Below are 12,136 nucleotides of genomic sequence, written 5' to 3'. Positions count from 1 at the left end.
CAGTCTTATTTTTGTATATTGATAAGAATTTCTCTAACAAAGTGCAGAGGAATCACATATGAAACCTTAGGGAGGTTTTTATCATGTATTATTTTTATTCGCCACAAATGTTTGCTCCATATCAATGGGGAGGACTAGAACGAGATGTTTCGTACGCCTATATGCCCTATAACTCATTTTATTATGGAGACTATATAAGTTCATTGCCAAACGCATATATCCCGCAAAACTATGAAGTAAAACTGCGAGCAGATGAGCGTGGATCGTGGACACCATTTTCGTGGGTCGAAAAATATGCGTATGCATTTTCAGGACCATACAATAAGGCGGAAGTCGCTCTTACATTTGATGATGGACCAGATTTAGAATTTACGCCGAAAATTTTAGATAAGTTAAAACAACATAATGTAAAAGCTACTTTTTTCTTACTTGGTGAAAATGCAGAAAAGTTTCCGAATGTAGTAAAGCGTATTGCGAATGAAGGGCATGTAATTGGTAATCATACGTATAGCCATCCGAACTTAGCGAAAGTAAATGAGGCGGAGTACCGTAATCAAATTATAAAAACAGAAGAAATATTAAATCGTTTAGCTGGCTATGCACCGAAGTTTATTCGTCCACCATACGGTGAAATACTTGAAAATCAATTGAAGTGGGCAACAGAGCAAAATTTTATGATTGTACAGTGGAGTGTTGATACAGTTGATTGGAAAGGTGTAAGTGCTGACACGATCACAAATAATGTGTTAGGGAATTCATTTCCTGGTAGTGTCATACTTCAGCATTCAACACCAGGTGGGCATTTGCAAGGATCTGTAGATGCGCTAGACAAAATGGTTCCACAGTTAAAAACGAAAGGGGCACGCTTTGTAACGCTGCCAAGTATGTTCCAAACATCGAAAGAGAGAAAATAAATTGGAGTTTAAATCAGTCGGGTATTGTCAATCAGCCACTATTAAGAATAGGACTCCCAAGTACTTTAAAATGGGAGTCCTATTTTATTTATAAACTATTATTTTCTAGTAAGTCTTTTCCTTGCTTTATAACAAATTCATAGTATGCAAGATCATATGGATAAATATCTTCAAATGTTATCGTTATCGGTTTATTGTTTAAAACAGAAATAGCCGTAAAAGATGAAATCTCTCTTTTTAATAGTTGTAGAAAAGAGGTTGCATGTATTTTCATCACATCGTCTACTTCTTCACCTGGTGCGAATGGAAGTCGATTGATGACATTGTGAAAATACATATGACAAAACTCGCGATCCGTAAGGTTTGAAATTTCATAATCTATTTTAAAGATTCCTTTGTATGCTAAATCAGTAGTTTGAAAGGAAAGCCCTAATTCTTCTTCAATTTCACGAAGACCGCCACTTTCTACTTCTTCATCATGCATAATATGTCCAGCTGAAGTAATGTCCCAAATTTTCGGAGCTTCTTTTTTATTTTTAGAGCGTAATTGGAAATATAAAAACATATCTTCAGTATCTTTTTCTACAAACCAACAATGAAATGTTTCGTGCCAATCACCGTCACGATGCACTTCATCACGTAATTTCTTCCCGAGTATATTTCTTTTAGTGTCAAATATTGTTAACCACTCTGTCATTTAAATTCCCCTTTCTGCAAATTTTATTATACAATATTAGTATTGAATTTTGGGAAAATAAAGAAAAAGGGGTGCGTATACGTGGGGATAGAAAGTAAGGAAATAAAATCGATTATTTCAGCAGAGGAAGAATTACGGGAAATATTAGGGCAACCAAGTGAGCGAGCTTTGAAAAAAGTTATTTCATCCTTAGACCACCATTGTATAGATTTTCTGGCCAAATCTCCTTTTCTAGTATTATCTACTGCAAATAAATTAGGAAAGTGTGATGCTTCGCCGAGAGGAGACGCACCTGGATTTGTATACGTATTAAATAATAATAAAATTATCATTCCAGAAAGACCAGGCAATCGTCGTATAGACTCCATTTTGAATATTATTTCAAATCCACACGTAGGGTTACTCTTTTTGATCCCTGGTCTTGGGGAGACGCTCCGAATAAATGGCCGAGCATATATTACAAACGATGAAGAAATTTTGCAAGAAATGCAGGCGAATGGACGCAATCCGTCACTTGGAATTGTTGTGGAAGTAGAGGAATGCTATATTCATTGTGCAAAAGCTTTTATTCGTTCTAATATGTGGAATCCAGAATCTTGGTTAAATAAAAAAGAGTTACCTTCAGCAGCAAAAATGTTGTTGGAGCATGCGAAAGTGAATGCTTCAGAAGAAGATGTTGCCCGTTCTTTAGAAGAAAGTTATACGAAAAGATTGTATTGAAAAAACTTTATTAATATAGTTTTGTAAGGTGGATATGTACGCGTTTTAAAATGGGATATTTATATATGAACTGTTGATTTAAAAGCTGGGGTGAATTGCAAAATAGGTAAATCGAGCGACAGTTGTAAAATGTTATTGTGAAATATAATGAAAAATGATTTTGAAAATAGTTAGTAAAAATAGGCTTGCTTTTTAAAAAATTGATAACTATAATAAGTTAACAAATAGACATGAACGAAAAAGTAACGATAAGGACATGAAATCATTTTTACGGTTTACAGAGAGGGAAGCCAAGGGTGTGAGCTTCCTAACACGAGAAATGATTTTACCACCTTTGAACTTCAATAGTGAACGAGTAATCTAGTAATTATTGACGGAATCAGCCGTTATCTGAACTTGAGCAATCTAGAAGGAAATAAGTCTGGGTTGGAACAAGGGTGGAACCACGAAAACACATTCGTCCCTTTCCTAGGGATGAGTGTGTTTTTTTATAGATTTTAAGATTGAAAATTTAAAATAATTAAAAATAGTATTGATTTTGTTTTTTATGCGAGTATAATGAGTTAACAAATAAACATGAACGAAAAAGTAACGATAAGGACACGGAATCATTTTTACGGTTTACAGAGAGGGAAGCCAAGGGTGTGAGCTTCCTAACACGAGAAATGATTTTACCACCTTTGAACTTCAATAGTGAACGAGTAATCTAGTAATTATTGACGGAATCAGCCGTTATCTGAACTTGAGCAATCTAGAAGGAAATAAGTCTGGGTTGGAACAAGGGTGGAACCACGAAAACACATTCGTCCCTTTCCTAGGGATGAGTGTGTTTTTTTATTACTTTGAAAGGAGGTGCTGTAACATGAAACGATTTGTAAGTACGGAAATAACCACCACCTGCATGATTAAAAAGCAGAGCAAGGTGATTGATCGAGATAAAAAATAAGATTGTAGGAGGAGATTAGAAGATGAATAACGTTATTAATGTTGGGGTGTTAGGCTTAGGTACGGTCGGAAGTGGTGTTGTCCATATTTTGAAAGAACATTATAAAAAAATTGCACTTGATACAGGGTATGAAGTGAAGGTAAAGACAGTCGTTGTACGTGACTTAGAAAAAGAACGTGATGTTTGCATTGATGGGATCGTAGTAACAAGTCATGTCGATGAAGTTCTAAATGATCCAAATATTGATATTGTAGTAGAGGTAATGGGCGGAATTGAAGAAGCAAAGCAGCATATTGTTAAGGCTTTACGAAATGAGAAACATGTCGTAACAGCAAATAAGGATTTAATGGCTGTATACGGTGCAGAACTTCTCCAACTGGCAAACGATAATGATTGTGATTTATGTTATGAAGCAAGTGTAGCGGGCGGTATTCCAGTGTTAAGAGGGTTAACAGACGGATTAGCTTCAGATCAAATTGAAAAAATAATGGGAATTGTAAATGGAACAACAAATTACATGTTAACAAAGATGAGTCAAAATGGATGGTCGTATGAAGAGGCTTTACAAGAAGCGCAAAAATTAGGTTTCGCAGAATCGGATCCAACAGCGGATGTAGATGGGTTAGATGCGGCAAGAAAGGTAGCCATTCTTGCAAACTTAGGTTTTTCGATGAATGTTTCTTTAGATGATGTGCAAGTAAGAGGGATTCGAAAGGTCGAAAAAGAAGATTTACAAATGGCTGAAAAGTTAGGATTTACTATGAAATTAATTGGTAAGGCAGAGAAACAAGGATCAGCCATTCATTTAAGTGTAGAACCGACTCTTTTACCAAGTCATCATCCATTATCGAATGTAAATAATGAATTTAATGCAGTATATGTTCACGGTCAAGCAGTAGGAGAAGTAATGTTTTACGGACCTGGAGCTGGAAAATTGCCGACTGGTTCTGCTGTAGTAAGTGATATTATTTCAATCGTTAAAAATATGAATCAAGTTCCGAAAAATAAAAGTGTGTTAAAAGAACCAGAGCCATATGAGTTACAAGGGGATGAAGAAGTCGTTTCGAAATATTTCTTACGTATTTCATTACGAGATGAACCTGGGATGTTACAAAAAATAACAGAATGTTTCGTTAATTATTCTGTAAGTTTAAAAGAAGTTATTCAATTACCTTTAAATCGTGAACTTGCAGAAGTTGTTGTTGTGACACATCAGACTTCAAAGTATCAATTTGAACGAGTTTTAGGAGCGATAGAAGATGTCGCAAGTGAAATAAATAGCTACTACATTATTGAGGAGGAAAAACAATATGTATAAAGGATTATTAAAACAGTATGCTTCTTATTTACCGGTGAATGAAAATACACCTGATGTGAGCTTAATGGAAGGAAATACACCGCTTATTCCGTTATTAAATATATCAAAACAATTAGGAATTCAGTTATACGGTAAGTATGAAGGAGCGAATCCGACAGGTTCTTTTAAAGATCGTGGTATGGTAATGGCTGTTGCGAAGGCGAAAGAAGAAGGTTCAGAGGCAATTATTTGTGCATCAACAGGTAATACTTCGGCATCGGCCGCAGCATACGCGGCACGCCTTGGAATGAAATGTATAATCGTAATCCCTGAAGGAAAGATTGCACATGGAAAATTAGCGCAAGCAGTCGCTTACGGAGCTGAAATCATTTCAATAGAAGGGAATTTTGATGATGCACTTAAGGCTGTAAGAAATATTGCTGCGGAAGAGCCGATTACATTAGTAAACTCAGTGAATCCTTATCGAATTGAAGGGCAAAAAACAGCAGCGTTTGAAATTTGTGATCAGTTGCAAAGTGCACCAGATGTTTTAGCGATTCCTGTTGGGAATGCTGGAAATATTACAGCGTACTGGAAAGGTTTCTGTGAATATGAGAAAGAAAAAGGCTATAAGAAGCCAAGAATTCACGGGTTTGAAGCGGAAGGAGCAGCAGCAATTGTAAAAGGACATGTCATTGAAGAACCTGAAACAATTGCAACAGCGATTCGCATCGGTAACCCAGCAAGTTGGTCATATGCCGTAGAGGCTGCTAAACAGTCTCATGGTGAAATAGATATGGTATCAGATGAAGAAATTTTACATGCGTATAGATTATTAGCAAAATCGGAAGGGGTTTTCGCTGAGCCAGGATCAAATGCTTCATTAGCCGGCGTAATTAAACATGTTCAATCTGGAAAAATCAAAAAAGGAGAAACAGTTGTTGCAGTATTAACTGGAAACGGGTTGAAAGATCCTGATATCGCAATTTCTTCTAATACATTAGACATTGCAACTGTTTCAAATAATATAGAACAAATTAAAGAGCATATTAAAGGGGTGATTATGTCGTGATACCATTAAGTATTCGTGTTCCTGCTAGTACAGCGAATGTTGGGCCTGGATTTGATTCAGTGGGAATAGCTTTGTCATTGTATTTAAATGTAGTAGTAAAAGAGAAGGCTGATAAATGGCAAGTGATCCACTCCTTTGAAGAGTCAATTCCCGCAGACGATAAAAATTTAATCGTTAGCACGGCATGTAAAGTATGTCCTTCTTTATCACCCCATATAATAGAAGTTACTAGTAATATCCCGCTAACAAGAGGCCTAGGAAGTAGTGCATCAGCAATTGTAGCTGGGATAGAGCTTGCGAATCAACTTGGCAATTTGAACTTAACAACTGATCGAAAAGTTCAAATTGCTACAAATTTTGAAGGACATCCAGATAATGTTGCTGCTTCTATATTAGGAGGAACTGTAATCGGAGCACTTGATGGAAAGAATGTTTCGGTTGTAAGAATCGAAAGTAAGGAATTAGGCGTAATTTCTCTTATTCCGAATGAAGAGTTAAATACAGAGGAAAGCCGATCTGTATTACCAGATGTGTTTCCGTTTCATGAAGCTGTTAAGGCTAGTGCAATAAGCAATGTATTAGTAGCCGCGTTTTGTCAAAAGAAGTGGGAAGTTGTAGGTGAAATGATGGAAAGAGATCATTTTCACGAGCCATTTCGTTTAGAACTAGTCCCGTTATTACCATCTATTCGTAAATGTGCAAAAGAATTTGGAGCATACGGCACAGCGCTTAGTGGTGCAGGCCCATCTATTTTTATATTAACGCCATATGATAAACGTCAAGAAATTGCTGAGCAATTAGCGAGAGTATTTACGTCAATGAAAGTGTGTGAGCTAGAAATCGATCATAGAGGAATTACTGTAAATAAAGAAGAACATATAGGGCTATAAAAAAGCTAGCATTGCTAGCTTTTTTTGTTGTAAATATCTTTTCAGTTGGCATATAAAAGAAAAGTAATAATGTATAATTTAGTAAAGGGTGTATTCAATTGGAGGTGATCGTATGAAGAAAGAGTCACCAGAAGAGAATAGAGAACGTATAAGGCAAAGTGAATTGAAAAATAATCCTACCGGTTCTTTACATGATGGACTCAACAGAGCTGAAACAGGTAGTCCAGTTGATATGGCGGGTGGTATGAATTGGAAAGGTACAGTGCTAGTAATTGTAGTGCTAGTTTTAGGTTATATTATATACACTTATTTTTTTAGTTAAGAAATGCATGCTAAAGCTTAGTATTATTTGCTTTTATAAGTAGTGAGGATGAAAAAACACGGTTATTGTATTACATATATTTTAAGAAGGTTAAAGTTGTCCATATAAATTTATTCTTAATACGGAAAATAGAGCTAGCGTTATGCTGGTTCTATTTTTTTGCCACATTCCTGTAACAAATCCCCTGTATATTCAGTGGTGGAGGTGCAGAAGATGAAAAAAATGATAGCGATATGTCTTCTTACAACTATGTCATTTTCGACTTTAGTCGGGTGTGATGTAAAAGGTAATAATGCTGTACAAGAGTCTAAAATAAAGAAAGCGACGTATAAAGAATTTACTTACGATGTAAATCCAGAGACTTTCACGTTAACGGTAGAACATGATGGTGTAAAGGAACAGGCGTCACAGCCGTTACCGAAAATGAAGGTGTCGAATGTAAAAAAAGACGAGGGGCGTACATCTTGGGAATATCCAGATCAACAAGTAAAAGTGAATGTAGAAAAGAAAAAAGATCATTTAAATATTGAAGTGGAATCAATTGGTGCAGAAAGCTTCACATGGCCGAAAGTACAAGCTGAAAATTATACACTTCCGTTATGGGAAGGAAAGCGAATTCCGAGTAATGATGAAAATTGGAAGAAGTTTTTAAAGGATGATGCATATTCATTTGCTGAATCATTTTCTATGAAGTTTTTTGCGTTAAATGGTTCGAAATATTCCATTGTATATATTGCGAACAATATGTTTAATAATGAATTGAAATTTCATGCGGATCCGAAAATAGGATTTGATTTTATACATGAATTCCCGAGTATAAATAAAAATAAAACATATGGATTTCAATTATATGTGACAAATAATGATGCAGTGAGTATTGCTAAACTGTATCAGGATAATATTGCTGGAAAAGGTGAATTTAAAACATTACAAGAAAAAGCTAGAAAAAATAAAGAGATTGAAAAACTTTATGGTGCGGCTCATTTTTATTTTTGGAATCAAAATGGTTTGTCTGACAGTAACGTAAATTGGCCGAAGATAAGAGAGCAAATAAATAGTCCTGTGTTCAGTCATATAAAAGAGCTTATTCAAAAGAATAGTTCAGAGCCTGGGGAGCTGAATGTATTTGAGCAAGTAAGTAAACAAGATTTCATTGATAAGTACCAAAAAAATGTGATTTTGCGTTATATAAATGAAGTATTATCAATGAAGGAATTGTATAAGGAGGATATTTTCCAAAAAGTTGATCAGAACGCTAGTGAGTTATTAAACAAAGGTGTAGATCATTTATCGAACATGGAGTTATATAACTTAAATAAGCATGTATTAAAATCAGCGCTCGGTGATGCGATTGAAGACGTAAGTAAATGGGGTAAGGCAGATGGAACAGATATTATAAAGGAAATGAAAGCGGCAGGAATAGACAATGCGTGGATTGGTTTACCAAACTGGGAACAAGGCTATATGCAGCCTAATTTCGTGACAGAAGCTAAGAAAATGGGATATTTAGTTGGTCCGTATGATTCTTACCATTCTATTCACGAAAAAGCTGATAAAAATTGGAATACAGCTTCTTTTCATGATCCATCGTTATATGAAGAGGCAACTGTGACGAAGAAAAATGGTGAAAAGGTGCAAGGGTTTTTAGGAAGAGGGCGAAAATTAAATCCAACTTTATCTCTTCCTAGTGTAAAAGAGCGAATGAACGATATATTACAAAATGGGCCTAAATACAATTCATGGTTTATTGATTGTGATGCAACAGGGGAAATTTACGATGACTATTCGGCTAAACATATAACGACACAAGAACAAGATTTAAAAGCAAGGTTGCAACGTATGGATTATATTGCGCAAGAAAAAGGTATGGTAGTTGGATCTGAGGGTGGAAATGATTTTGCAAGTAGCACGATTGCATTTGCTCACGGCATTGAAACACCTGTTATTAAATGGGACGATGAAGATATGAGGAAAAACAAAACAAGTCCGTATTATGTGGGTGGGTATTGGTCACCGAATCAAAATGTTCCAGAAAAATATGCAAAACAAGTACCGTTAAAAGAAGAATATAAACAAGTATATTTAAATCCAGTATATTCGGTACCTTTATATAAATTAGTATACAATGATTCAGTTATTACAACACACCACTGGGAATGGGGAAGTTTGAAAGTAAAAGATGAAGTAGGAAACCGTATGCTATACGAATTATTGTATAACGTTCCTCCGTTGTACCATTTAGATGAAGTAGAGTGGAAAAAGCATAAGCAAGAAATTACGCACCATCTGAAAGTTTGGAATGAAGTTCATGAAAAGGCAGTAAAAGAAGAAATGACGAACTTTGCATATTTGTCAGAAGATAAATTAGTTCAATCTGCTTCTTATGGAAAAGATATTAAAATTATTGTGAATTTCTCGAATGAAGAAATAGAAATAGACAAGACGAAACTAAAAGCAAAATCCGCTATCATTAATAATTATGGGAAGAAAACAATGTATACACCACTTGAGAAATAGTATGAAATGTATTGTTGCATTACTAATTTTGTTCTTTAATCTTGCGGACTTTTTAGGTGGAAATCGAGCGATTCGAAATAAATACATTTATAAATCTGTAATTTAGGATGTTTTGAAGTGCTAAATATTTGAAGTTGGAAAATAGTGACTTGCTAAAAATAAGTACGAGAGTATAATGTGAAATGGAGTACATATTGGATTCATGCAGTAACCTTACAAAATTGTAAGGTAATTGAAAGGAAATTCAATATGAAGAATACTAGACATACATTATACTAGGGAAAGAGAAAGAGAGGCGAATGGATATGAGCTCTGAATTAGAACAAAATACGAGAAGCAGAAAAAAACGTTCTAAAAGAAAGTCGATAAAATGGTTCATTATAATTCCATTGTTCTTACTTATTTTTGGAGGAGTAGGGTATGGATCGTTAATATATAATAAAGCAAAAGCAGTTGTAAGTGATGCGTATGCAAAAATTGATAAATCATCAAAACGTGATAAAGAAGTTGAGCCTTTAAAGGATAACATCTCCATTTTAATTATGGGTGTAGATGGTAGTGAAATGCGAAAAAGTCAATACGGTGAGGCAGTTCGAACAGATGCACTTTTATTAGCGACAATTAATAAAGATGATAAGTCAGTTAAATTAGTAAGTATTCCGCGTGATTCACGTGTTTATATTCCATCTAAAAAGAAATTAGATAAAATTACCCACGCACACGTATTTGGTGGTGTTGAAAGTACACGAGATACAGTGGAAAGGTTTTTAAATGTTCCTGTTGATTATTATGTGAAGTTTAACTTCGAATCATTCGTACAAATTGTCGATTCACTTGGTGGTATTGATATTGATGTACCAGTTACTTTCACAGAGCAAGATAGTAAAGACCAAGCAGGTATGATTCATTTAGAAAAAGGCTTCCAACATTTAAATGGAGAACAAGCACTTGCACTTGCAAGAACGCGTAAAATTGATAGTGATGCAATGCGTGGACAAAGACAACAACTTGTAATAGAAGCAATTGCTAAAAAAGCGATGTCTGTGCAATCAATTAGCAAAATGGGCTCTTTACTTGATGCGGTTGATAATAATATGAAAACGAACTTAACTTTCGATGATATGCTTGCTATTACAAAAAATATGGCAGGATCTAACTTGGAAATGGAAAAAATGCAAATTGAAGGTACGGATAAACGTATCGGTGGTATTTATTATTACATTCCAAATGAAAAAAATGTGAAAGACATTTCAAATAAATTGAATCAGCATTTAGGTGTAACAACAAAACCAGTTCGAAACGAATAATAAAAAAAGATTGGCCTTCGCCAATCTTTTTTTATCGGGTTGGATTTGTAATTTTTCTGTAACGATTTTTTATTTTAGACAAATTATACTTAAATCATTTTAATTTATATAAACAAAAGGTGCAAATATACGATATACTAGAGGAGACGATTTGGCAATTAACTCCTAATGCTGAAGAAAGGCAAATTCAATTTATTCATACGATAGAAAGAATTGAATTGATGGGAGATCGAAATAGGCTAAAGCAAGTTTTCTTGAATATTGTTTAAAATGCTATTAAATATTCACATGAAAAATGTACAATACACATTGAAGCGACTAAAAATGAAGGGCAAGCAGTGATAAAGGTGAAAGACGAAAAGATTGGAATTGCTACAGAGCATTTACCATATATAGAACAGTCATTTTACTAGATTAATAACCGTTTAGCTATCGTTAAAAAAATAGTAGAGCTTCATGGAGGTACAATTAGTATTATAAGTAAAGAAGGAATAGGAACAACCATTTTGATAAAAATCCCATTATAATACATATAAAGTCTGTTTATATAGTGTAATAAAATAAATAGATGTATAATTATATTGGGTGATTTATATATAAGATTAATAGGGAGAGGAATTCGATAGAATGGAAAAAGCTTTAAAAATTAAAAGATTAGTATTCGTTTTAATTGCGATTGCAGCAGTAGCTATTGGATATTTCATGTTTCAATCCATTACTTCACCAGCAAAGGCTGTTGCAAAACAAGAAAACGTAGTACAGCTTGCAAGTGAACAACCGAAAGTAGAAATGAATAAAACGGCACCAAGTCGTTTTAATGGAAAAGAAAGAAAAGTTGCTTATCTTACATTTGATGATGGCCCTGGGAAATATACGGCTGAATTGTTAAATATGTTAAAACAGCATGATGCGAAGGCGACGTTCTTTTTAATTGGAGCGAATGTAAAAGAATTTCCGGATTTAGTGAAACGTGAAAATGCAGAGGGTCATTATGTAGGTATGCATAGTATGACACATAATTTTGCAAAGTTATATAAAAATGGCGAGTATGTAAATGAGATGAAAGAAGATCAAACTTTAATCGCAAATATTATTGGAAAATCACCTAAATTAACACGTCCACCATATGGTTCGATGCCTGGGTTAAATGAAGGTCTTCGAAATAAAGTGGTAGAGGGCGGTTTTAAAGTATGGGATTGGACAATTGATTCATTAGACTGGAAATATAACAAAATGCAAGTTGATGCAGCTGCAGCACAAATTGCTCAAAATGTAATAACAAATGCAACAAAACCACAAGAAGTCATTTTAATGCATGACATTCACCCACAATCAGTTGCTGCTGTACCAGCAATTTTAAAGGGGTTAAAAGAAAAGGGTTATGAGTTTGAAGCTTATCATGAAGAGAGTCACTTCCCAGTGAATTTCTGGCATGATAACCGTATGTAATGGAG

At 34.6% G+C, this 12,136-nt stretch carries 10 protein-coding genes, 1 pseudogene and 2 other annotated features; of the genes and pseudogenes, 10 read left to right on the top strand and 1 reads right to left on the bottom strand.

Translation table 11 applies throughout. From position 1 onward, the window contains the following. Window positions 1–83: 83 nt before the first annotated feature. Entirely contained in the window at window positions 84–914 is an 831-nt protein-coding gene (locus ACTFOB_RS04400; protein WP_440024702.1) for a peptidoglycan-N-acetylglucosamine deacetylase, read from the top strand. An 88-nt stretch (window positions 915–1,002) separates the two neighbouring features. Here the strand turns inward: ACTFOB_RS04400 and ACTFOB_RS04395 are convergent, their stop codons facing one another. Further along, window positions 1,003–1,611, bottom strand: coding sequence for an NUDIX hydrolase (locus ACTFOB_RS04395; protein WP_440024700.1), 609 nt, complete (start codon window positions 1,609–1,611; stop codon window positions 1,003–1,005). A gap of 81 nt (window positions 1,612–1,692) precedes the next feature. Here ACTFOB_RS04395 and ACTFOB_RS04390 point away from each other — a divergent pair, with 81 nt between their 5' ends. The 9 genes and pseudogenes from ACTFOB_RS04390 to ACTFOB_RS04350 all read left to right on the top strand — a co-directional run bounded on the left by ACTFOB_RS04390 (window position 1,693) and on the right by ACTFOB_RS04350 (window position 12,131). Further along, the gene (locus ACTFOB_RS04390; RefSeq protein WP_440024699.1) at window positions 1,693–2,331 is read left to right on the top strand and encodes a pyridoxamine 5'-phosphate oxidase family protein; all 639 of its coding nucleotides are present in this window, start codon (window positions 1,693–1,695) and stop codon (window positions 2,329–2,331) included. A gap of 236 nt (window positions 2,332–2,567) precedes the next feature. Continuing rightward, window positions 2,568–2,799, top strand: a binding site (T-box leader). 114 nt (window positions 2,800–2,913) lie between these two features. After that, window positions 2,914–3,145 (top strand) — a binding site (T-box leader). Between the two features lie 154 nt (window positions 3,146–3,299). Continuing rightward, on the top strand, window positions 3,300–4,595 hold the full coding sequence (locus ACTFOB_RS04385; protein WP_440024697.1) for a homoserine dehydrogenase: 1,296 nt from the start codon (window positions 3,300–3,302) through the stop codon (window positions 4,593–4,595). Next, window positions 4,588–5,646, top strand: coding sequence for a threonine synthase (thrC, locus tag ACTFOB_RS04380; protein WP_440024696.1), 1,059 nt, complete (start codon window positions 4,588–4,590; stop codon window positions 5,644–5,646). The genes ACTFOB_RS04385 and thrC overlap by 8 nt, the downstream gene beginning before the upstream one ends. Next, the gene (gene thrB, locus ACTFOB_RS04375) at window positions 5,643–6,536 is read left to right on the top strand and encodes a homoserine kinase (RefSeq protein ID WP_151630765.1); all 894 of its coding nucleotides are present in this window, start codon (window positions 5,643–5,645) and stop codon (window positions 6,534–6,536) included. The genes thrC and thrB overlap by 4 nt, the downstream gene beginning before the upstream one ends. 112 nt (window positions 6,537–6,648) lie before the next feature. Continuing rightward, window positions 6,649–6,858: a DUF6366 family protein gene (locus ACTFOB_RS04370; RefSeq protein WP_440024695.1), complete on the top strand. Its 210-nt coding sequence runs from the start codon at window positions 6,649–6,651 to the stop codon at window positions 6,856–6,858. A 213-nt stretch (window positions 6,859–7,071) separates the two neighbouring features. Continuing rightward, a complete protein-coding gene (locus ACTFOB_RS04365) occupies window positions 7,072–9,375 on the top strand; it encodes a glycoside hydrolase (RefSeq protein ID WP_440024694.1) in 2,304 nt (767 codons plus the stop codon). A 305-nt stretch (window positions 9,376–9,680) separates the two neighbouring features. Next, the gene (locus ACTFOB_RS04360) at window positions 9,681–10,682 is read left to right on the top strand and encodes an LCP family protein (protein ID WP_440024693.1); all 1,002 of its coding nucleotides are present in this window, start codon (window positions 9,681–9,683) and stop codon (window positions 10,680–10,682) included. 80 nt (window positions 10,683–10,762) lie between these two features. Further along, window positions 10,763–11,209 (top strand): annotated as a pseudogene (locus tag ACTFOB_RS04355) (sensor histidine kinase); the annotation flags it as partial. A 100-nt stretch (window positions 11,210–11,309) separates the two neighbouring features. Beyond that, window positions 11,310–12,131, top strand: coding sequence for a peptidoglycan-N-acetylglucosamine deacetylase (locus ACTFOB_RS04350; RefSeq protein ID WP_440024692.1), 822 nt, complete (start codon window positions 11,310–11,312; stop codon window positions 12,129–12,131). Window positions 12,132–12,136: the final 5 nt, after the last annotated feature.

The sequence above is a fragment of the Bacillus cereus group sp. MYBK79-1 genome, assembly GCF_051915365.1.
In the GTDB taxonomy this organism is placed as follows: Bacteria; Bacillota; Bacilli; order Bacillales; family Bacillaceae_G; genus Bacillus_A.
The sequence above is the reverse complement of the archived record's forward strand: the minus strand, read 5'-3'. Positions and strand labels throughout refer to the sequence as shown.